This window comes from Tanticharoenia sakaeratensis NBRC 103193, assembly GCF_000963885.1.
Taxonomy (GTDB): Bacteria; Pseudomonadota; Alphaproteobacteria; order Acetobacterales; family Acetobacteraceae; genus Tanticharoenia; species Tanticharoenia sakaeratensis.
The window spans coordinates 1-21,557 of the sequence record NZ_BALE01000045.1; the positions used below are offsets into that span (position 1 = coordinate 1).

The window sequence follows — 21,557 nt, forward strand, 5'->3', positions numbered from 1 at the left end:
CATATACTCGATCGCAGTTCCGAAATAACGGCCATAGTAGCCGGAAGCGACCTTCTCGCATTCGGTGCCCTACAGGCGTTGCGAGAGCGCAACCTCGTCTGCCCCAGGGACATCTCCGTTACGGGATACAACAATATCCCATTCGGCGAACTCGTTGCGCCAGGCTTGACGACGGTCAGTGTCCGGCATGACGAACTCGGCCGCGAAGCCGGCCGGATGCTTCTTGGCGCGATTGAGGGCGATAAAGGCGTTCGCAGCGTCGTCCTGCCTACCGAGCTTCTTATCCGATCCTCCACAGCGCAGGTAAGGAGTTGACCGTCTGTTTTTCACCGCGTTGAGTGCCTATAAAGTGTTGATCCGAGTGTCTGCTATCAGATGCTTCTCTCTGGAAGCTGACATTCTGCTTACCCCCCTAGTCGCCATGCAACGCCCCGTCATCCAGCGGCTGTTCCCGTGCCTAAAATCCGATCCCCACGTCCCGTTTCCGACCAAACGACCAGTCCACGCCGCCATCGTCGCGTCCGACGCCCGAGACATGCTGCCCGCGCTGTTTCTCCAGCGATGGCGTCCAGGGCACGAGCTGGAACTGGAGCCCGTCATCAATCATGGCCATCCTCCCCGCCGCCAGCGCGAAACGCTGATGATAGGTTCCGGTGACATAGTCACCCGCAACCGGCGGGCTGTGGTTCATGCCCGTCTCGCGCTCCAGCCTTCGGGCGAGATCGTCCCGTTCCCTCTGCTGCAATGTCGCCAGCATCCCGCGCGGATAGAGCGTCCTGTCTCCGTCCTGCTGGGCGATACCCTGTTCGACCAGATGCGCCCGACGACTGACCAGCGCGTCCTTAACCTGGACGCCAAAACCGGCATCGCCAAGCGCGATCGGATCGCGCGCAATAAGCTGACGATCCAACCACGTCGGGCCCCGCGCCGTCACCTGCTCGTCGATCGCCAGATCCGACCGTACGGCAAGTGCTACGCGTTGCCGGTCATCGGCGCTCCTGAACGCCCGCAGTTCGACGATAGCGCCCGCATGCGCATCCGAAGCCGCGTCGAGCGTGGGCAGGCGGATGTGGCGCGTGTGCCCGTCCACGCCGTCGACGATCGCCCAAGCGCTGCCCCTCAGCTCGTCATCAAGACCGCGATCGACCAGCCGGCCAATAACCGGCCCGCTCGCCTGCTCCCCCGCCACGACCCAGGACGATGTCGCCCGGTCGATGCCTTTCTCTTTGAGAGCGCGATGGATCCGTTTGATGATGTCGCCCCGCTCACCCATTTCACGCAGCGTCAACTCGGCCGTCTCGTCAACCTGCCATTGCCCGCCCCCGAGATCATGAGCGAGGCCCATGCGTTCCAGATAGCGAAGCCGACCGGTTTTCATCACAGCAAACATATCCGGCTGGCGGCCCGCTTCGGGGGCAACTGTCACGAACCCCTGGGCATCGGCATCCTGCTGCAACTGCCGGTCCAGCTGCGTCCAGCGTTCGGCTTCGACCTGACGCTCCACCGATCGTCTGATTTCGTTCTCCGTTCTGGGGCCAAGCTCCAGCGTCACGAGGTTCTGGGCGCGGGCACGCAAGCCTTCGCGAATATAGTCGCGGGACAGGACCAGATCCTCTCCCTCCTGGTCCTTGCCGCGCACAATGACATGGAGGTGCGGATTGTCGGTATTCCAGTGCGACACGGCCACCCAATCCAGCTTCGTGCCGAGATCCTGTTCAACCTGGCTCATCAGGTCGCGCGTGAACGCCGTGAGGTCCGCCATGTCGGTAGCCTCCTCGGGACCGATGATGAAGCGGAAATGATGCCGGTCATCTTCACAGCGAGCCGCGAATTCCGAGGCCGGAATATCGTCACGGTCCGCACCGAACAGGCGCGCCGTGTCGCCATCCTTCGTCACGCCCTCGCGACGGAGATAGGCGAGATGCGCGCGCAGCGACGATTTTCCGCTATGCCGCACGACGCGGGCCTTGACCACGACATGACGCGTACGCTGCGAGAGGATGCGGTTTGCGCGCACGGCGGCGCCCCGTCCCCGCCCGAAGGTCGAGGGACGATTGCCACCATTGCCCCGGCCAGGACGGCCCATGCCACCAGCACGATTGGTCGCGGCCAGCACGCTGCCGATGAAAGATTTCGCGTGCCCCGGCGCACGGGGAGTACGGATACGGCCGGGCCGGACCCGAAAATCCTCATCCCGCGCCATGGTGGCCCTGACCTTGTGCGATCACATTGAAAACAAAGGGAACACAAGGGCCGCCACCTTGGGGTGGTAAAAAGACCTTGTAAAATCCCCTGAAAAACTGCCCTCCCCGACCGCGCCACACCTTGTGGCTTTTATCTTGCTTCGCCTTAAAACCACCCCCTCCCGGCCAAAAACGCCCGATTTCCGCCAATCGCCGGGAATGTTCTCCGCGCCCTGAAAGACACCGTGTCATGGCATTTCACCCCTGGAGCGGGTGACGAAGAGGGCATCGTTCGCTGGTGTCCCTGTGCTTCGGAAATGCTGTGCATTGACGTCCGGCGATAAGGAAACAGCCGTCACGAACATGGCGCCGGAACGCCAGTCTGGTGCCGCCGACGTGCTGTCGATCTGTCGCGAAATTGCAGCCGATCCGGCGCCATTCAGCAATCGGGCGACAGAGGCAACGTAGGAAACCGTCTCGGCTGGCAAGGGCCGACCGGTCGCCAGATGCTCGTCGTAACGGGCAGGACCGGCATTGTAGGCGGCGAGGAATCCGGCATCGCCATAGCGGTCGTGCAGCCATCGCAGATAGGCTGCTCCAGCCGCGATATTGTCGTTCGGATCGAAGGGATCAGCGCCCAGATTGAGCGCACGCCGGACGTCCTGCCATGTGCTGGGCATAAGCTGCATCAGCCCCATCGCACCAGCGCCGGAAACCGCGTGCGGATCGCCAGCGCTTTCAGCCCGAAGGACCGCCCGCACCCACGCTGGTGGAATCGCGTTTTGCTCCGCCGCCTTCCGCACGAGATCGTCCCAATCCTGCGCGTGGACAGTGGCGAGCGAGAGCGGCAGCACGAGCATGGCCAGCATGCCGACGGACATGAAAAACCGGCGGCTCATTCCCGAGCTCCCGGACGTTTGGACGCGCGGTTCCACACTAGTTGCCATTCACGCCCGCCGCGCCCTGCCTGGAACAAGGTCGCGCGGATTGGCTGCATGAAACTGGGATCGTCCAGGACGACGGAAATGTATTCGCCGGCACGTTCCCCGGTGCGTTTCCATCCCGCGCCTAGTTCTGGTCCGGACTCTCCGTCACCCAGGTGAATACGAGAATTCGGCGCATGCTCCGCGCCATTGTTTTCCGCGGGTACGAAGGTCAGTTCGGCATCCAGCGACAGGGTGCGCACACGCCCGGCAAAACCATCCGACGTGCGGGTAAAAAATCCGATCTGGCTCATGGGAAAAATCCTTTCGGAAATGGTAGAGATGATGGAAAATCCGCGTGCCTTACGATTGTCATTCGATCGGCGGTTCGCTCTGTTTCATGGGCATCATGGGTGGCGCCAGGAGCGGTCGCGCCCGGATCGGAGCGCCGGGTTCCGGAAGGGAATCGAAATGCCGCGGTGGTCGCTCCGCGTCACCGGTCCGGACATGCACGGGCACGGCGCGGCCGATCACTGTTTCCATCGACAGGACACCGAAATACCGCCCGTCCAGACTGGTCGGCACGGCGGCGTTCATGACGAAGACCTGTCCGGGCCCGAGATGCTGACACCCCTGCCAGACGGGCAGCTTGCGGCCCTGATGATCGACGGTCTTCGCGTCACCGACGGGCTTGCCGTCGATGGTGACGTGGACGCCGATGCGACAGACACTCTGCCCCGCCAGTGCGGCCACAGGCTTGAGCAGCGGCACGCCGAACGGCAGGTAGCCGCGTGTGGCCAGCAACGTGGCCTCGCGCTCCGGCAGGCGGATGGCGACGATGTCGCCGACATGGATCGGGACGGTGGACTGGATGCGATATAGCCCGACCGGAACGCTCGCCGTCTCGTTCCAGACCCAGCGCGGTGTGGGATGGATGTTGACCGTCGCCAGCGTGCCGAGCGCCGTGAAATAGGTCGCGAAGAACCAGGCGCACCGGGTCATGACACACCTCCCGCTGTCCCACGCACGAGCGCCGCATCCAGTGCCATTGCGACGCGCAGGATGACGTGCCGTATGGCTTCAGGGATGTCCGGGACGACGACGATGACGAAGCCGCTCCGGTGCAGGCCCAGCACACGCAGCGGCGCATAGGGCATGGCAATGCCCGCGGGAAAGAGGATGCGCGTCATGCCGCCCTCCCCAATGCCTTTTCCACGGCTCCATGCCGGACAACATCACACGCCTGTTGCAGTGTTGTCGCAGTCCGACGCAGAATAGCGTAGGTATCCATAATATAGAGTCGCGCGCGCATGCAGGTGCGCGGCGTACAAGTACTAAGAGTATATATATTAGTTATATAAGTTACGGACGCGATTTTGTGTTTCGAACCAGTGCCTTGCGCGCTGATTTTGAACTCGACCAACGGTATTTCCGTCACTGGACCAACGGTATCATGCGTACCTGAAGCAACGGTATGACTCCCACGGTTATCCACCGAGCCGGTGGATGATACCGTTGGTGTAATCCGCAGCACTGGCGGTTTTCTGCCGGAAATGATGCGAAGCGTGTAGCCGGGAACGCTCTGCCGACGGACAATCATGGCGATGCCGGCGGCAAACCGACGCCGGGGAGACAGACTGCCGGAACGGACATGAAGATCGGCCAGCCCGAAGGTCCAGCCACTGGTCTGACGACCAGCATGGCGGCGCGCGAGGCGGTAGAGCCAGCGTTCCAGGCCGCCATCCAGCCGGAAGTAGGCGGGATCGACGCTCAGCACGCGCGAGAGGTCGCACACCCCTTCCATGAACCAGGCGGGCAGCGTCAGCGCGACACCGTGCTCATGGGATATCCGCAGGTCACTGACCCAGGTGAAGGCGCGCTCCTGCCAGTCCGGACCGTTGCGCAGGCTGGTTGCAACGTGCGTTCCCGACAGCCGCATCAGCGCGCCCTGGAGCCGGCGATACTGGTGTGCGCCGTCGGCCCAGCCCAGATCGGCGAACAGGCGCCAGGGTGTGAAGCGCACATGGCGCGACACCCAGAGCCCGTGATTGAGGGCATCGACGATCTGACCACCCAGCCAGAGCAGGATGTCCGCGTCCCGGATCGTCGCCATACCGGAGGCGTCCGGCGTGACGGAAATGTCGATATGGCGCGTGCGGTAATTCAATGCTTCGCCATGGGGCCGCCGCCCCAATGCGAAGAATGGCAGTCCCATGAGGTCGCGCAGATCACGGGGACGAGCGGGACCACTGATCACGAAACGCCGGTCGGGCTCGCGCCAATTGCCGGGTGCGGGCGTTATCGCCCCGTGAGGGTTCGATTGGCCGTTCATGCGCGTTGCCTCCACGCCCGGCTTGCCGCCAACGCGGCCTCGTAGCGGTCCTCCGAGGTGGACCGGCACGCGGCCCGGTCCACCCATGCCTGAAGGTCGTCGGTCGCGTAGAGCACCCGCCCGCCGATCTTGCGGAAGACGGGGCCGCTGCCCCGGCAGCGAAACGTCTCCAGCGTGCGCGGCGACAGCCCGACCAGGCGAGCGGCCTCGGGGGTCATCACCAGCTTCTTCTCCGGGCGTCCATGATGCGTATTGGCCGTTTGCATGTTTCTCTCCTGTCATAGCCTGACGATGCGGGACGCATCGGGGCGTGGTGGAGCGAAGACTGGCGAAAGGGCTGAGGCGGGGGCAGAACGAAAAACAGCCCCGAAACGGAGCCGGAAATCGTACAGGACGGGATGGCACCGAATGGATCTATGCCTCCGGCACGGTGATTTTTCCGGAGAGACCATGCCGCACCAGCTCGAGATAACCGCCCGCCACCATCGCCACCCCTTCCAGATCGAGACGGTAGAGCGACTGGCGGATGTCGCTGACCGACCATTCAAGCGCCGACATGGAGCGGGCGCGCCGGTCGAACAGCACAGCGCCCATCTCGCGGTGCGACACGCCCTGCGCCCGCGCGCGCATCACCCGCAGCATCAGGACCAGGCGGTTCTGTCGCAGCGCAGTCGGGCGCGTGAGGTGATGCCGAAGCGAAAAGCGCCCTCGCGCCGGGATGTCGAGAAAGCGCAGCAGCGCGCCCAGATGCTTTTCCAGCCCGACATGCGGCAGCAGGTAGGCGTCATGACGCCCGGACGGATCCGACCGCAGCCACACCTGCTGGCTGCCGTACTTGTCTTCGACGATCGCATGCTTGCCGTCGGGCAGGCTTCGGAAGGCGATCTGCCGTCCGGCGACCGTGGCGGCGATATCCTCCGTGCCATGGAGGGCGGCGTAATCGTCGGGCATGGCGCCGATCATGATGCTGCTGTCGAGCAGTTCCGGGCGCCAGAACGCCGGTTCCTGCCACCAGCTACGGGCGGGATCGAACGGGAAAACTCAACCCCCATGGCCAGGCGAAGCCGGCCAAGGCTGCCTCGCGGAAGGCGCCGGTGGGAGACAGGGCACGCATCAGTTGCCGACGGCTGGCTGTGTAAACCGGGTTGCAGCGCAGGAACTCCTGCGCGAGCACCACGCTCTCGGCGCGGCGCAGGACAGCCGCCGCGTCATCATCCCGCCAGTCCCATGCACCGTCGATCATGTGACACCTCGCCCCTCATGCTCCGGGAATGCCCCGGATGGAACGGGACGGCATAGGTGCCGGGATCGCCTCACGAAGCGCGGGAGCAGGCCCACCGGGCGCGGTCCCGCAACGAAAAGGTGTTGAATCGGCAACGGACATGAGGAACGACCGGCATATGCCGACAGCAGTGCGGGGATGGCAGCGGCTCCACCTGGGATCAGCAGTGACACCACGATCGCAGGAATGTCAGGGGAAGATGTGGCAGCCATCCGGTCCACGTAACCCGGCGACGGGGGAAGCCCTTCCCGGCAGCGTTGTGGCAACGAAACCAGGAACGTCCCCTTTCCGGCCACATTGTCCGCGAGCGGGCCCAGCCGGCGAGCGCCGCAAGCGCCGGGCAGCGGCGCGCCCCGCCGCCGGTCCATTGGGACCGGCGCGATTTTCCGGCCGTCCGGTGAGGTCAGAAGGGGGCGGCTTACGCCGCCGCCCTCCCCGCTCCGTGCCACGCCAGCCGACGACTTGCCGTCGCGGCGTGATCCGGGTCCAGTTCCATCCCCAGCCAGTCGCGCCCAAGATGCTGCGCCGCCACCAGGGACGAACCCGATCCGGCGAACGGGTCCAGAACCAGACCACCTACCGGGCAGAAGGCTTCCACCAGGAGAAGAAGTGCCGCCACCGGCTTTTGCGTCGGGTGCAGCTTGTTTCCCGAATAGGGCATGTCGATCACATCCGGGATGGGCTTTGCGGGCGGTGTCACGTTGCCCTTGGCCAGCAGATAGGCGCTTTCATGTTCATACCGGAGAAACCGGGAAGAGGATGAATAAGACTTGAGAAAGACGATATGCCCGACCATGCGGAACCCCGCCGCCTTCCAGGCATCGGCGAACAGGTCGATACGGTTCCAGCCATAGAACGAAACGGTGAACCCGCCCCATTTCAGAACGCGGTGCATCTGGTTGAAGGCCGGCCGGAGCCAGCGCGCATTGTCATCGTTGCGAACCTTGCGCCCGTCCCTGCCCTGATAGTTCACCAGGTAAGGCGGATCTGTCAGGATGAAATCCACCGAGTTGCGGGGGAGTGCGCGCATGAGTTGCACACTGTCCCCGTTGAGGATGGTATTGCGGAAATCGGTCGTCGTGGCGATGCTGCCGGTCATGGTCTTTGCCCTTCGTTCCGCGAGGAACAGCCCCCGCTGTTCCTCTGCCTCGCGGCGAGCAGCGGGGGTGCAAACGGCGTGACGGCTTCGCGGGGAACCGGCTGCACGGAGCGCAGCGAAGGAAGCTGGGCGGAAGACGTTACGAAGTGCGCCGGGGGCAGCGCCCCAAGCTTTTTAATGTTTTGGGCCGTTTCTTCGGTGACATTCAGAATTGTCGAACAGACTTCCCTGCTTCACTGTGCCGGACATCAGAATCATCACCGGACCATTGGACTCGCCATGAAGACATCCGACCTGATCGATCAGATTGCCCAGTCGGCCGACCGTTCCAAAACGGAAGTCAGGGACATTCTGGATGCCCTGCTGGCTGCCATTCTTGCCGCCGCGAAGACGGGCGAGAACGTAACGCTGACCGGCTTTGGCAAGTTCTCCGTCCGCCAGCTCGGTGCTCGGCAGGGCCGTAATCCGGCCACCGGCGAGAGCATCGAAATCCCGGCGTCGCGCAAATTGGCTTTCTCGGCCGGAAAGGGTGCGAAAGACGCGCTGGCACTCCCGAAGCCCCCTGCGAAGAAAACCCCCGCGAAAGCGCCAGCAGCCAAGAAGGTGGCAGTAAAGGCAGCCCCGCCAAAGGCGGCAGGCCGCAAGCGGACCTAACGAAGCCGGGGCATCTCTTTCCAGTCGGAAAGACATGGCAAACTACAGGCCGTTGCACAGATCGGGGCGTAGGATCCGATGAAGAAGATTGGCTTTCTCTCGTTTGGACACTGGACGCCGTCGCCGCAATCGCAGGCGCGTTCGGCGGCCGACGTCCTGCTGCAATCCATCGATCTCGCCGTGGCGGCCGAGGAACTGGGCGCGGACGGCGCTTATTTCCGCGTCCATCACTTCGCACGGCAGCTTGCCTCGCCCTTCCCGCTGCTCGCCGCCGTGGGGGCGAAGACCAGCCGCATCGAGATCGGCACCGGCGTGATCGACATGCGGTATGAAAACCCGTTCTACATGGTCGAGGACGCAAGCTCGGCCGATCTGATCGCTGGGGGTCGGCTGCAACTCGGCATCAGCCGTGGCTCCCCCGAGCAGGTCGTCGATGGCTGGCGGCATTTCGGCTACCAGCCAGCCGAGGGCCAGACCGACGCCGATATGGGGCGACAGCACGCCGAGGTGTTTCTCGAGCTACTCAGGGGAGAAGGCTTCGCCCGACCCAACCCAAACCCGATGTTCCCCAACCCGCATGGCCTGCTGCGACTGGAGCCATTCTCCGAAGGGCTGCGGGACCGCATCTGGTGGGGGTCAGGCTCGGATGCGACTGCCATCTGGGCAGCGAAGATGGGGATGAACCTACAAAGCTCGACGCTGAAGGACGACGAGACCGGCGAGCCGTTTCATGTCCAGCAGGCCCGGCAAATCCGCGCCTATCGCGCGGCGTGGAAGGACGCTGGGCATGCCCGCGCCCCGCGTGTCTCGGTCAGCCGCAGCATCTTCGCACTGGTGAACGATAGGGATCGTGCGTATTTCGGCGGCCGTCAGGACGCCGACCATGTCGGCATGCTCGACGAGACCACGCGCGCGATCTTCGGGCGCAGTTATGCTGCGGAGCCGGACGTGCTGATCGAGCAGCTTCGTGGGGATGAAGCGATCGCCGAGGCCGACACGCTCCTGCTGACCGTGCCGAACCAGCTTGGCGTCGCGTATAATGCCCACGTCATCGAGGCGATCCTCACCCACATTGCGCCCGCGCTGGGCTGGCGCTGACAGAACAGATCGACACAAACTTGTCAGCAATGGGGGGATTGCGGACCGCCCGCTTGTGGCCATCCGCGCCAGTAATCGGACTATCTTGGGCCGCCATGAGGGAACCTGTTATCTTGCGTGCGATAACGCTCTTTGCAGACTGTCTGGCGCTAATGTGCGACCGACACATTGACGGAAGTTCCCCAGCTCCGACCAAAATTTCACCGCGAAGTTCATCCCACAGGCGGAGAAGTTGATGGTAAGGTTTCGAAAAATCCAAGGGGAAAGGAATGGCTTACGAAGAAAATTTTCTTCCAGGTGAGGATGACGTTTTCGGTGACCTTAATCGTCTCAACTCCATGCTCGCGAATCTGGACGAGCGGGGACTCGTTCTCTCTCTTGCGGCCTTCGCCGAAGAGGCGCTGCGTGATCTGATTAGAGCCTACCTCATGCCTGGGGATGCCGCCGACAAGATGCTCGAGGGCTTCAATGCCCCACTAGGTACTTTTTCGGCACGGATAAGGATGGCGCAGGCTTTAGGCCTGGTGACGACGCATCAGGCAAATGACCTCGACCGGCTTCGGAAAATTCGGAATGACTTCGCACACAACTGGGAACCGGTGTCGTTTATTAACCAGAGGATCGCCGCCCATATCAGGGCTCTGAACTTCCACTCGCTTGATGACGATTATCCGGAGACACCGATCGGGAAGGTGCGGACGTCGATTAGCCTTCTTCTCCTTGAACTCAGGGTCACTGCACAGACGGTACGGAAACGCGGTGGTGCAACGCTACGGGGACAGCACATTATCGCTGGGGTTCTGGGTGACTTGGACGAGCAGATGGCGACGTGCAAGCGTCGTTTGACAGAGATCCAGGAAGATCTTCGGTCGGCAGATGGAGATCGACGCCGCTTCCTTCTCGCGGCGAAGCACCGGTGGGAAGGCAAGTTAGAGATCGTTCGGCTTAACGCGCCACGCGAGAGGCAGAATGATGTGAGGGCAATTCAGGCTGAATTGAACGCTTGGAATCGGGGACCCGAATACTAATGTCGGACCACGAAGACCAAAATGTGAGCGTCGATTGCTGGAAGACAGCCGGATCAATTGGTGGCCACAACGACCCGAACCTAGAAGCAGACAGTTATGGGCGGTCTGGTCGCACCGTGAGCTGCATGCCCACCTCTGGCGCCGACCTTGCCGTCCAGTGGAAGTTGAGCGGACGGCAAGTTCACGGTGACAACCTGAGCATCCCTAATGACCGACATGAGGATGGAAGTTTAAGCAGGCAGACATCTTGTGCTCGGTCAATTTCCGCCACACACGCATTTTGAACCGCACCGGGATTGACGGAGATCAATGCTCGCGGAGGCATGTTGCAACGTCCGCTTCTAAGAAAGGTCATACCGCACTCTAACGTCCGAAAAGAAGGCGACTGCCGTCTGTCCGCTCTGGGAGGTAAACGGAATGTCTGCTTTGTGTAGGGCGATTGGTAAAACCGGACATGCACACGGACGACCCCCGCGAAGGCTTTCACCCCATTCCGATCGTTCAAATAACCCGTGAGATTTTCTGAAAGCCGACATTTGCTCATGAATCAGCTAGGCGCCAGTAAATTGATTCAGTGTAAGTGTTCGAATCCCACCTGATCCGCCAAACACCGCCGATTACCGCACAAAATGGCGAGTTATTTCTTTTATTATCAATCGGATAGATAATTACGAGGCGTTTGAGTTACGGGGAATGGTTTTCGCATGCCCAACCAGTTGGGCCACCTTGCCGGTACGCCGCCGATTCTACGCCACAGGCTCCTATGCAGATAGGCCTCGTTAATCTTGCTGAGGTGGAAAGAAGGCCGGCATATCACGTTGGAGTTTCGCGGCGAGCTCGTGATCTGGGAAGCGGTCGATGGCCGTCGTCCAAATTGCCAAAGCCTCAATCTTCTCTCCCCTGTTCCAGTAAGCGCCGCCGAGATTGAACATCGCCAAGTCGTAATCGGGATCCAGCGCGAGCGCCTTCTCATAGGCGTCAATGGCCTGCGCGGACTGGCCAAGGTCGCCGTAGGCCGCGCCGAGCTGAAACCAGCTCATGGGGTCAGGCTGGATGCGCTCAGCCTGTTCGCGCAAGATTGGCACGCTCTCTTCAAACCGACCGAGAAAGTTGAGGGCGGTCCCAAGGCAGTAGCCGTAGTGACCGCCCGCCAGATCGTAGGCCTTCCGAAAACAGTGCTCAGCCTCGGCCCAGTCCGCTTCATCTTGCGCCCAGTGCCCAAGGCGATCCCATAAGAAGGCGACTTCATCCTTGTCGTCGACGTGCTCGATTTGGCGATCGAACTCGGCACGGAATTCCGCGTAGGCGCGGCTAACATCCTCTCCCTCCGCTCGCAGGTACAAAGTGGCTAACAGCAGCTCGCGACGACCTCCGGAGGTCTCGGGGTGGGCGCTGACATAGCGGTGCCAGAAGCCCAGCGCTTGGCGCGCATTCTCCGTCGTTGTACGACCGAAGCTCGCCACCAGCCGTGCGAAAAACGGCCAGATCCATGGCTCGGAGTCAGCTTGGACTAGGAGGCTATTGATCTCGCGGAATGCCGCGCTTCCCTCTCCCATATTGAAAAGGACGTTGGCTCTCCACCCCGCGACTCCGGACGCTTTGGCGCGCGTAGGGTCGGTGAAGACGGCCTGATCCAGATGCGCGAGGGCGTGCTTCCACTCGCCATGGCGCACGTAGAATTGGGCTAAGGCATTGTGGGCTTCAGGAAGGTGCGGGTTCAGCCGCAAGGCTTCGCGGTAGTGCTCGACTGCTCGCTTCTCATCTCCGAGCCGCTCAAAGCTTGTCCCGAGGTTCTTATGGCCTTGGGATGCTAGATCCGGCGTGTGGGCAAACGCGGGATCGGGGAGAGCCGCCTCATAGGCGGCCTTGGCGTCTTCCTCTTGGCCGAGCGCCGAGAAGGCATTGCCGACCGTGTATTGAAGGCTGCCCCGCTCGTAGCGGCCCAGGTCGAGCTGATGCCCGAAAAAGTTCACGGCGGCTTCGATCCGTGCGCGCGACCGACTTAATCCCGCCATCCCGAGATTGACCTCAGCCATGTAAGCAGGGGCCATAACTTCGCTGTCTACCCCGAGCACTGCCGCAAACCGATCGAAGGCCGCGCTGATCGCTACGTCGGCGTCCTGATTGTAGAGGTGCGCAAGGAGTTGGCCGGCCAGGGCCGGATCGTCCGGAATATGGATGTCCGGAATACCGCGCCGAACGAGACCAGCGACGTCGCCAGGCGCCGCCCGGGTCTGCTCGACCCGACGATCGCGCGCCGCCCGCGCCGCGGATCTAGCCAACGTGGCCAGCCGATTCAGCCGCTCGTTTGTTAGCTCGTCAATGAAATTGACGGTGAGCGATTGCTGGTGGGTCCAGTTTTTTCCGGCGTGCTCGTATTGGTGGAGAACAGTCTCCGCTGGGCAGATGCGCAGCGACGACGTCGGAATATGATAAGCGGCGTAGAAGCTGTGCGGGTGCATCAGCAGGTAATTCAGATTCGAGCGGCTGACCTCAATGCTGAGCGAGGCATCTGCGTTGAGCGGGCGTTCGGTCCCTTTGAGCTGCACGTGGACTCTGACGTTGGTAGCCTGCTCCTGATCGACAACTTCGATCTCACAGTCCGTTCCATAGTCCTTGCGGTCAGAGCGTTGGAGGATGAAGCGACCGCTCGCCGCTAGGCGTGCTTGGAAGGCCGCTTCCGCCTTCTCTTCCGCGACATGATTAGCGTCGCGCTTTGGCAGATCGTCGAAATGGCCCAGATCGTCAGCCATCCCTATCCCCTGCGCGTAATGAAAGCGAAGTCTGTGGCGCCTGCTTTCGCGGACAATTCCCGCCAGCTCTCGTTGAAGTCGGGCAGGTTAGCGTGCTCGAGCGCCGCGGCGGCCACCGCAGCGCAGTAAGCGATCCCGACATGCACGGTCGACCCCAGGAAATTGAGGAATCGGGTCAGGTCTGGCGGATAAGCCAGGTCGGTATCGCTGTCAAAGATGCGGTGCCGTTCGCCATCTACGAAGGTGTTGATCGCGGTCTCCAGCACCGCGTAGCCCAGAAACGCCTCGGCTGGCGCGCCAGGTTTCGTCAGAACGGCGTTGAGCTCGGGCCGCCATTCGAGGGTCTTCTGGCTGAGCGCCGGGTTGACGTGACCAACCGCGATGTTCCGGATGTACTTCGCAAATTCGAAGTTGCGCCGATGCGGCGTAATAATTCCCGAAATGGCTGGATGGTCCTTGTAGAGAGCGCGACAAATCAGCTCGAGATCAGTGACGTTCGCGCAGGACACCAGAAGATGTTTAACCAAAATGAGCCGAACGCCGTGATCGGAGGGACCAGCTTCGAGTGAAGCATCGGCTGCCACGAGATCGCCGTGGGCAATACGCGCCGAAATGGCAATGTGAGCAAAATCCATGGAAGAAGTTTACACTAGATCGTTGCGATAAGATCAATGTGAGAGGAATTCGACAAGATATATCTTTAAGACGATCTCATGATTTCACGCCATATCAAACGAAGTATCTCCGCTTGATATTTAGCATCTCGCAAAGCTTCGTGTGTACCAGAAAGTTCTGGCTTGAGATGCTCCGCGACCTTGCTGGAGCGCGTATCGTGCCACGAACAGCGCGTCGCTCCCATGTACAGCGCCTTGATGTCCAAAGCTGTGAAGCCGAACGGGTTTTCACCCATGAAGCGATGGAAGTAGTAGTTCACGAAAGACCAATCGAACGGCGCATTGAAGCCGACGAAGACCAGCGTTTCACCCGAATCAGCCAACGTCGCCAGCCAGTCCGAGAAAGCCTTCATCGCTGCTGCGGGATCGAGCCCCCGCTGGCTGAGGTCTTTCATCGAAAGCCCAGTAACCTCCAACGCCTTCGCGTCGAACTTGTCGTTGATGGGTTTGACCTCCACGGTGAAGCCGTTGTCCGGATCAAAGGCGGAGCAGGCACCGATCGACAGCAGGCTATACTCGCCGGGGATTGGGCCTGACGTCTCGACATCGACCGAGACGAATATTTCGCGAGCGTTAGTCATGAGATCAATGGCTCCGTGGGCACGAGCGTCGGGCGATTGCGGATCGCCTGCCAGTGTTCTTTGAACGCGCGCCGCCGCTCGTCGGCGCTGCCGCTCGCCTTCCAATGATGACCAGCGAATGTGGTTATATCGAACGGCAGGGAAGCCCCCTCCCGCGCCGTGACCATGGTGGGCAGGCCCCGGCCGAGCGCATAGCCGAGTTCCAGAAAGCAGTTCGGCCGCGCGCCCGTTATATCGGCCAGCACGACGCTACTGCGATGCAGTTTGGCGAAGATCTCCTGATCGATCCGCGCGTGGTCATAGGCCTGCCGGCCGTCGATGACGATCAGGCGATAACCGAGTTCGTCTTCGAGCACAGGCTTGGCGACGATATCGAAAAAGTCCTGGACGCTCGCATAATCCGCGTGGTCGGGATTAAGGAGGCGCACGGCGAAGGCCTTGGGCCGTTCTAGCGCTTCCAGCAGGTCGATCAGGGCCGCGACGCGATCGGTGTTGCCCTGCCGTTTCGGAAAGCCGATGCGGTTGATCCAGTCATGCGCATCGCCATCATCGGCGATCTGGAACAGGCGGCGGGTCTGCGCGCTCGAAAGACCAAAAGCATAAAGTCGGCGCGAACCCTTGCTTTCTGGGCAGAGGGGGAGGTTCAACGGGACGATCGGCTTGCCGGCGTCGTGATAGAGGTTGGCCAGATAGAGAACTCCTTCATCGCCACCCAAGGTTATGAGAACGTCTCCGAAGCGGGCCTGAGCCTCCATGCGCTTGCTGTTCATATTCCAATGTGCGGCGCTCTCGATCTTGACCAACTGCGACGCGCGCAACTCGTCCCACAGGTCGAGATAGGTCTCCGGGATCTGCTCCTCGGTCTTGTGGTGCTGCACGGCGACCACAAACGGTCCTGGCGCAGTTTGCGGGCGAAGCGTGAGACTGTCCCGGACGGTCTTCCAGACCAGCCAGTCGAAACAGACCGGCAGCCCGTCCACCTTTCGCGGCGGTTCGGCGTCGACGGGTATGACAAAGTTCGCGCCGCGCTTCACCAGTTCTTTGACTAGCAGCGCGACCAATTCACGAGCCGCTTCGACGTCAGTGGTCGGGGCGATAGCAAGATCATTGATCACGCTGCCGGAGATATGGATGCGGCGTCCGAACAGGGGAGATCGGGCCATTACTTGTCCTCCATGACTGGAGACGCATGAAGGGTGGACGCGATCGAGGTCAGATCAGCGAAGCTCAATGCGCGGTCGGGATAGGCCTTTGCGAGTGCGGCGGGATAGAGCCGGGTTCGGATATCGGAGTATGTCCAGGCCGGATGGCGATCCCGCGCGCCGGTCAGCCGCGTCAACTCGGCGAGTTGGGGTTGCGCAAGTCCAAGACCCGCAAGGTCCATCTGGAAAAGCTGCTGGCGCTCGGCATCGCTGGGACGGCTGAACGTCTCGGTGATGGCGGCGCGACGGCGCAGCGCCGGGTCGAGGACCGACAGGCGGTTGGTGCAGAGGATCACGACGATCCGTCCACCATATTGCCTGAGATCGTCGATCCCCTGGATCAAGGTGTTTACGGCCACCTTGTCCTCATGGTGGCTGTGATCCTGCGCGCGCGACGCGGCCAGGCTGTCGCCTTCGTCGATGATCAGGATCGCGCGCCGGTTTTTGCCGGCCGACTGCGTGACCTTGCGGAACGCTTCGGCGATCAGGGTGCCCATTTCGCCGACCATGCCGTTGCCGCGCACCCGGTTCGACAGCTTGAACAGCATCGAATCCGAGCTGCGCGCCTCAGCGACCAGACGATTGGCGATGCATTCGGCCATGGCCGTCTTGCCGGTTCCGACGTCGCCGTGGAAAATTACCAGAGGATATTGCTCGGCAACCAGATCGCACAGTGCGAGCTTGCCTTCATGATGTTTTCTGTTCCAGTCGCCGAGTGCGCCGACATTCAGCAAGAGCCGAAGCTGGTCGTGAACGCGGACATAGCGCTGATCGAAGCCGAGCAGGCCCTTTTCACGCTTGGCCAGCGTATCGTTCGGAAGCGCGATTTCGCTGTCAAAAATGCTCGGCTGGCTCATGCGGCCCAATCCCTTCTCTGCATCCCGTAGGTGCTGCTGACATAATTGCGGCCACCAGACGAGCTAAGGCTGGAGTGGCTGGTGTCCGCATGGGAGGAGGTCCAGCCGATCTTGAGCTTGCTCCGCGTCGCCTCGCGGGCCGCGCTCGTGTAGGCGTCGGTGTAGCTAATTACGATCCGCAGTTCGGCGCCGGTGACACGCGGCCACAGAACACCGCCGGGACGGCTGGTGCTCAGCGTTCCCGCGTCGGTATCAACATCGAAGCGAACGGCCTTCAGCTCGACGCCATATTGCAGCAGGGTCACGTCCACCCACGCGAGGTAGCCCGCCTTGGCCAGCACCTCGACATCATGGGCGTAATCGGCGGCCTTCTGAGGCGTCCATCCGCCGGTGCTGTCGGCGATCATGGCCAAATCTGCCTTCACGCGCCGAACGACGTTTTCGATATCAGTTGTCGTATAGGTGGCCGAAGCCGTTCTCGTCTGGCTCATGTCAGTCCTCCACCTTGAAACCCGGCCCGAAGACCTCTTTCCAGACCGCATCGTCATCCTCGACCGATGCGAAGTTCACCGTCTCCCATGCCTCCTGTGCCGCCGTGACGATCTCCTGCCGTTCAGCTTCGGAAATCCGGCTGGTGACGTTGTTGAAGCTGTAAACCGGATCGAGGATCACGACCGGGTCGGAGAACGAGCCGAGAGGAAGCGTGTTCTCGGGGAAGCTGATCTGATCTTTGAGCCCGGATTGAGCAATGTAGAGTAGGAAGTTGCGGAAACGCTGTTCGATACTGCCTTCCTTGCCCTGGGTGGCGAGTACATGCGCCATGATCAGCTCGATGGCGAAGGACTTGAGCGGCTTGATCTCTGCGTAGTTGCGCCATTTCTTTGCCATCCGGACCAGCGTGCGGAAATCGCCGTCCTGGTTCTTGCGGTCGCGCACGAACTGGATTTGGCACGGCGCGCAGGTCTGGATTTTCGAGCCGTCGTGGATATCGAACTGCCAGCCATAGCCCGGACGGCTCTCGTCCTCGATCACCGGCACGATGTCGACGCTCAATCCCGTACCAACGAACGTCACGGTTGCCGCCTTGCGCTGAATCTCGAAATCCTCGACCGACTTGTTCGGGTAGATCTTGATGAGCAACTCGTAGATCGTGGCACTCAGGCTATCGAGCGTTTCCTTGCTCGCGTCGCGACCGGAAATGTAAAACACCACATCGACGTCGACGGGGTCATACGTCGTCTTGCGCAGGATCGTGAACTTGGCGAACGAGCCGGCCTTCACGACCTTGGTGATCTTGATCTCGGTCTTGCCCTTTACACTCTTGCGCAGTTCCTCGATCAGCCGATCGACTTGTGCGTGATATTCCTTGCGCTTGTCCGCCGGAAGGCGGAGCACATTGCTGTCGTAGTAGCGAAGCTCGGTATTGGTGAGAGCCATGATGGTTCCTGTGGGCCTGCTGCTGATGCTGATCGAAGCGATCGGGAACAGGCCGCCCCCGTGTCGACGCATTCGGTTTACAAAATCGTCGGCTGTCCGACCATTAGCGTTAGTATGGGCGCCAATTAACCTTGTTTCAAGAGGTTTCGGTTTACAGAATTCACTCTATATCGTAGACATGGAAACCGAACGCCGTAAGGAGGCCACCATGATCGGAAACAAGCTAAAGGTCGCGCGATCCGCGTCAGGCCTCTCTCTGCGTGCGCTTGCCGATGCGATGGATGGGCTCGTGTCCGCACAGGCGATAGGCAAGTACGAGCGCAATGAGGACATGCCGAGTTCTCGGGTTCTGATTGCTCTCGCCAAGGCGCTCCACGTCTCGGAGGAATATCTCTTGAGTGAGGACGAGCTTTCGCTTGAGGGCGTGGATTTTCGCAAAAAGGTCGGGACGTCCTCGAAGGAAGAGGCTGCTCTAGAAGCGCGCGCCATCCATATGCTGGAGCGTTACCTCGCAGTGGAAGACATGCTTCATATGCGAAGCGTTGAATGGGAGCAGCCGCGCAGCGCACCGCACCCGGTTGCGGAGATACGCGATGCGGAAGACGCCGCCCGGTCGGTTCGCGAGGATTGGGGCCTGGGCAATGATCCGATTCCACAGCTTGCCGAGCTTCTGGAAGAGCGCGGTATCAAGGTGCTTTCGCTCGATCTCGACAATGTCGATGGACTTGCCGCCAAGGTGCGCCGCAAGGAGCGGGACGCTGCACGCGTGATCGTGGTCAAGCGGAGCACTTGGTCCGAACGTAAAAGGTTCAATCTGGCGCACGAGCTTGGTCACATGGTTATCGCCCCATCGGATGGAGTCGATGAGGAGAAGGCGGCGCATCGGTTCGCTGGCGCCTTCCTGATGCCGGCCGATGTTCTCCGGGCGGAAGTCGGCGCCCACCGTTCATCGATTAGTATCGGCGAACTGGTCGCTCTGAAAAAACGGTTCGGTGTGAGTGTCCAGGCGCTCGCTTATCGCTGTAAGGATCTCGGCATTATTAGCCAACCTGCCTGCGCGCGGCTGTTCAAAGTCTTCGCCGAGCGAGGTTGGCGGGCAGCTCCGTACGAGGAACCTGAGAGCCTGGCTCCTGAAGTTGAGGAGCCACGTCGTTTTGAGCGTCTATGCTTCCGCGCTCTTGCTGAGGGCGTCATAGGAGAATCGCGCGCGGCAGAGCTTCTCGGGATTTCCGTGCGCGAACTCGACAAGCGACTTGATCAGGTGGCGGTTTGACCCGTGCCAGTACTCGTTTCCGACACATCGGTTCTGATTGATCTGGAAAGGGCCAACCTGCTTGAGGAGATGTTCCTTCTGCCGTTCGAGTTTGCCGTGCCCGATCTGCTCTACGGCAGGGAGCTGGCCGGCGAACTCGGCGACAGGCTGATGCAGCTTGGATTACGAATAGAAGAACTAACGCCTGTCGAGTTGCGGCGCGCGACTGCCGTCAATCGTCAGCATAGCCGACTCTCGGTTCCGGATACTTTCGCGTTCGCCATCGCCGAGGCTCGGGGTTGGGGGCTGCTAACCGGAGACGGCACACTACGCGAACTGGCAATCGCCGAACGGATCGATATGCACGGCGTTCTCTGGCTCTTTGATCAGTTGGCGGACGGCAATCATGTGGCCTTTGATCGCTTGCATGGGGGGCTGAGCAGCCTATTTGCCCATCCTCGATGTAGATTGCCCGCGAACGAGGTGCGGCGCCGATTGGCGCGCTTTACTCAATGACCGACTGCGGAATTGGCATATCTCTATCCCGACCTTACGGCGGTGGAACCCGCGAATTCACTATTATCCATAATGTACAACTATTTCAATAGGTTGCGCTAGAAGTCACTATTCAATTGATAGGGCTATAGAGTAGGTATCGTGCCCATCAGTATCTCGCATGGCCCGCCTAGTGAGATTCGAACCTCGACTGGGTAGAATCCGTGCGCAAATCCGCTATCCGCCTTTGCCGGTAGAACGTCGGATGATTTATGTCGGCTTTCGGGAAACTCTCCCAACCGCCTGTATGACCGAGATGAAGGCGTAAGCCGACATGCTCCCCAGCGTTCTCCCGTTCAAGCTGCGCTGCCGGGAATAGCAGGCTCGCCGCGCCGATGTGAAACTCCCTGTCCTTCACGCCAGGCATGACAGACGATCTGCCACCCGCCATGCAGGCCGAGACCGCCCATGATCGCGGCGACCGCGACATCGGGCCAGCCGGCTCCCGTCCCGAACACGCCCAGGGCAGCCAGCAGCACCGCAAGGTTGCCGATCGCGTCGTTGCGGCTGCAGATCCACACGGAGCGCATGTTCGCGTCACCGTCCCGGAAGCGCCAGAACATCCCGGCCACGCCGGCATTGGCGGCCAGTGCCAGTGCGCCGACAACGCCCATCGTTTCCGCCTGCGGCAACGTGCCGGCCCAGGCGTGCCAGGCCGTGTTGCCCAGCACCCAACAGGCAAAAACCAGCATCGTCACGCCTTTCAGTAGGGCCGCCCGACTACGCCACCCCAGCACCATACCGGCGACGGACAGGCTGATCGCGTAATTCGCCGCATCGCCGAAGAAATCCAGCGCGTCGGCCTCAAGGGCCGCTGACCCGGCCATCATGCCCATGACGATCTCGGCCGCGAAGAACCCGGCATTGATTATCAGGGCGATCCAGAGCGCACGACGCCAGTGCGGGGCGGCATCATTCTGGGCAGCGGAGGAAGCGGGACAGCAGGAGCAGGCCATGACGATGCCTCGACAACAACGGGGGAGATGACCATCATGCACCCTGTAGCCACTACAGGGTCAAGCCTATGGATCCGGAAGTCTGGAGCATCGGTGATCTGGCGCGTGCCACGGGCACGAAGGTCGAAACGATCCGTTTCTACGAGAAATCCGGGCTTCTGCCGGCGCCACCCCGCACGGCCAGGAATTACCGGGCTTACAGCGCAGAGCATCTCGGCCGCCTGAGCTTCATCCGCCGGGCACGCGATCTCGGCTTTTCGATGGAACAGGTCGCCACGCTCCTTGCCCTTGCTGACCGCAAGGATCAATCCTGCGAGGCGGTGGATATCGTGGCACGTGCCCATTTGGCTGAAATCGACCGCAAGCTGCGCGACCTGCGCGCACTGCGAAAGGAACTCGCCACCATGATCGCAAACTGCGACCATGGCACGATCGCCGATTGCCGGATTATCGAGGCTCTGGCACCGCGCGGATAATTCTGGTCGCAACGAAAATCACACAATCGTGAGATGGCTCCGTTCCAGGGGCGATCTACGTGCGTTTTTGATTCCGTTTGTTTCCTATGTGTTTCCTGCCGGGTGATTTGGGCAACAAAAAACCCGCCTACGAGGGCGGGTTTTAATGTGTGATATCAATCACTTAATTCATGGTTGCGGGGGCAGGATTTGAACCTGCGGCCTTCAGGTTATGA

The 21,557-nt window shown here is 61.2% G+C and carries 25 protein-coding genes; 7 read left to right on the forward strand and 18 right to left on the reverse strand.

Annotated elements, in window-relative coordinates:
- Positions 1-315 (forward strand): substrate-binding domain-containing protein (locus B8446_RS13105; RefSeq protein ID WP_048850335.1); only part of this gene is annotated, 315 nt, incomplete at its 5' end.
- A 142-nt stretch (positions 316-457) separates the two neighbouring features.
- On the opposite strand, the gene B8446_RS13110 is transcribed toward B8446_RS13105, so the two are convergent.
- From B8446_RS13110 to B8446_RS13155, 10 genes are all read right to left on the reverse strand, one after another.
- Complete coding sequence (locus B8446_RS13110; RefSeq protein WP_048850337.1) at positions 458-2,203, reverse strand: relaxase/mobilization nuclease domain-containing protein; 1,746 nt, start codon at positions 2,201-2,203, stop codon at positions 458-460.
- 228 nt (positions 2,204-2,431) lie between these two features.
- Complete coding sequence (locus B8446_RS13115; RefSeq protein WP_084712333.1) at positions 2,432-3,082, reverse strand: lytic transglycosylase domain-containing protein; 651 nt, start codon at positions 3,080-3,082, stop codon at positions 2,432-2,434.
- Positions 3,079-3,420, reverse strand: a complete 342-nt coding sequence (locus B8446_RS13120; RefSeq protein ID WP_048850339.1) for a DUF736 domain-containing protein — start codon at positions 3,418-3,420, stop codon at positions 3,079-3,081. The genes B8446_RS13115 and B8446_RS13120 overlap by 4 nt, the downstream gene beginning before the upstream one ends.
- A 58-nt stretch (positions 3,421-3,478) precedes the next feature.
- Positions 3,479-4,108: a S26 family signal peptidase gene (locus B8446_RS13125; protein ID WP_048850341.1), complete on the reverse strand. Its 630-nt coding sequence runs from the start codon at positions 4,106-4,108 to the stop codon at positions 3,479-3,481.
- On the reverse strand, positions 4,105-4,296 hold the full coding sequence (locus tag B8446_RS13130) for a hypothetical protein (protein WP_048850342.1): 192 nt from the start codon (positions 4,294-4,296) through the stop codon (positions 4,105-4,107). The genes B8446_RS13125 and B8446_RS13130 overlap by 4 nt, the downstream gene beginning before the upstream one ends.
- Positions 4,293-5,408, reverse strand: a complete 1,116-nt coding sequence (locus B8446_RS13135) for a replication initiator protein A (protein ID WP_084712335.1) — start codon at positions 5,406-5,408, stop codon at positions 4,293-4,295. The genes B8446_RS13130 and B8446_RS13135 overlap by 4 nt, the downstream gene beginning before the upstream one ends.
- A gap of 26 nt (positions 5,409-5,434) precedes the next feature.
- A complete protein-coding gene (locus tag B8446_RS13140) occupies positions 5,435-5,704 on the reverse strand; it encodes a helix-turn-helix transcriptional regulator (RefSeq protein WP_048850344.1) in 270 nt (89 codons plus the stop codon).
- A gap of 148 nt (positions 5,705-5,852) precedes the next feature.
- Positions 5,853-6,401, reverse strand: a complete 549-nt coding sequence (locus tag B8446_RS13145; RefSeq protein WP_048850346.1) for a DNA -binding domain-containing protein — start codon at positions 6,399-6,401, stop codon at positions 5,853-5,855.
- A gap of 52 nt (positions 6,402-6,453) precedes the next feature.
- Positions 6,454-6,681, reverse strand: a complete 228-nt coding sequence (locus B8446_RS13150) for a transcriptional regulator domain-containing protein (protein ID WP_048850347.1) — start codon at positions 6,679-6,681, stop codon at positions 6,454-6,456.
- Between the two features lie 457 nt (positions 6,682-7,138).
- Positions 7,139-7,819 (reverse strand): DNA methyltransferase, encoded by a 681-nt coding sequence (locus tag B8446_RS13155; RefSeq protein WP_048850349.1) that lies wholly within the window; start codon positions 7,817-7,819, stop codon positions 7,139-7,141.
- A 78-nt stretch (positions 7,820-7,897) separates the two neighbouring features.
- On the opposite strand from B8446_RS13155, the gene B8446_RS16790 reads away from it, so the two are divergent.
- From B8446_RS16790 to B8446_RS13170, 3 genes are all read left to right on the forward strand, one after another.
- Positions 7,898-8,473, forward strand: a complete 576-nt coding sequence (locus B8446_RS16790; protein WP_373277150.1) for an HU family DNA-binding protein — start codon at positions 7,898-7,900, stop codon at positions 8,471-8,473.
- A gap of 78 nt (positions 8,474-8,551) precedes the next feature.
- Positions 8,552-9,571, forward strand: coding sequence for an LLM class flavin-dependent oxidoreductase (locus tag B8446_RS13165; RefSeq protein ID WP_048850350.1), 1,020 nt, complete (start codon positions 8,552-8,554; stop codon positions 9,569-9,571).
- Between the two features lie 269 nt (positions 9,572-9,840).
- Positions 9,841-10,599 carry a hypothetical protein gene (locus tag B8446_RS13170; protein WP_048850351.1) on the forward strand — a complete coding sequence of 253 codons (759 nt, stop codon included), beginning with the start codon at positions 9,841-9,843 and terminating at the stop codon, positions 10,597-10,599.
- Positions 10,600-11,378: 779 nt separating this feature from the next.
- Here B8446_RS13170 and B8446_RS13175 read toward each other — a convergent pair.
- From B8446_RS13175 to B8446_RS13205, 7 genes are all read right to left on the reverse strand, one after another.
- Positions 11,379-13,352 (reverse strand): tetratricopeptide repeat protein, encoded by a 1,974-nt coding sequence (locus tag B8446_RS13175; RefSeq protein WP_084712334.1) that lies wholly within the window; start codon positions 13,350-13,352, stop codon positions 11,379-11,381.
- Positions 13,353-13,354: 2 nt separating this feature from the next.
- Positions 13,355-13,987: a hypothetical protein gene (locus B8446_RS13180; RefSeq protein ID WP_048850353.1), complete on the reverse strand. Its 633-nt coding sequence runs from the start codon at positions 13,985-13,987 to the stop codon at positions 13,355-13,357.
- 65 nt (positions 13,988-14,052) lie between these two features.
- A complete protein-coding gene (locus B8446_RS13185) occupies positions 14,053-14,607 on the reverse strand; it encodes a 3'-5' exonuclease (RefSeq protein ID WP_048850355.1) in 555 nt (184 codons plus the stop codon).
- Complete coding sequence (locus B8446_RS13190) at positions 14,604-15,770, reverse strand: hypothetical protein (protein ID WP_048850357.1); 1,167 nt, start codon at positions 15,768-15,770, stop codon at positions 14,604-14,606. The genes B8446_RS13185 and B8446_RS13190 overlap by 4 nt, the downstream gene beginning before the upstream one ends.
- Complete coding sequence (locus B8446_RS13195; protein ID WP_048850359.1) at positions 15,770-16,666, reverse strand: AAA family ATPase; 897 nt, start codon at positions 16,664-16,666, stop codon at positions 15,770-15,772. The genes B8446_RS13190 and B8446_RS13195 overlap by 1 nt, the downstream gene beginning before the upstream one ends.
- Positions 16,663-17,157, reverse strand: coding sequence for an HORMA-1 domain-containing protein (locus B8446_RS13200; protein WP_048850362.1), 495 nt, complete (start codon positions 17,155-17,157; stop codon positions 16,663-16,665). Before B8446_RS13200 ends, B8446_RS13195 begins: the two co-directional genes overlap by 4 nt.
- Before the next feature lies 1 nt (position 17,158).
- Positions 17,159-18,103 (reverse strand): CBASS oligonucleotide cyclase, encoded by a 945-nt coding sequence (locus tag B8446_RS13205; protein ID WP_048850378.1) that lies wholly within the window; start codon positions 18,101-18,103, stop codon positions 17,159-17,161.
- A 208-nt stretch (positions 18,104-18,311) separates the two neighbouring features.
- Between B8446_RS13205 and B8446_RS13210 the strand changes: the two genes are divergently transcribed.
- A complete protein-coding gene (locus B8446_RS13210) occupies positions 18,312-19,376 on the forward strand; it encodes a helix-turn-helix domain-containing protein (protein WP_048850364.1) in 1,065 nt (354 codons plus the stop codon).
- Positions 19,377-19,379: 3 nt separating this feature from the next.
- Positions 19,380-19,871, forward strand: coding sequence for a PIN domain-containing protein (locus B8446_RS13215; protein ID WP_048850366.1), 492 nt, complete (start codon positions 19,380-19,382; stop codon positions 19,869-19,871).
- A 335-nt stretch (positions 19,872-20,206) separates the two neighbouring features.
- On the opposite strand, the gene B8446_RS13220 is transcribed toward B8446_RS13215, so the two are convergent.
- The gene (locus B8446_RS13220; RefSeq protein ID WP_048850367.1) at positions 20,207-20,866 is read right to left on the reverse strand and encodes a cation transporter; all 660 of its coding nucleotides are present in this window, start codon (positions 20,864-20,866) and stop codon (positions 20,207-20,209) included.
- 68 nt (positions 20,867-20,934) lie between these two features.
- On the opposite strand from B8446_RS13220, the gene B8446_RS13225 reads away from it, so the two are divergent.
- The gene (locus B8446_RS13225) at positions 20,935-21,342 is read left to right on the forward strand and encodes a MerR family transcriptional regulator (RefSeq protein WP_048850369.1); all 408 of its coding nucleotides are present in this window, start codon (positions 20,935-20,937) and stop codon (positions 21,340-21,342) included.
- Positions 21,343-21,557: the final 215 nt, after the last annotated feature.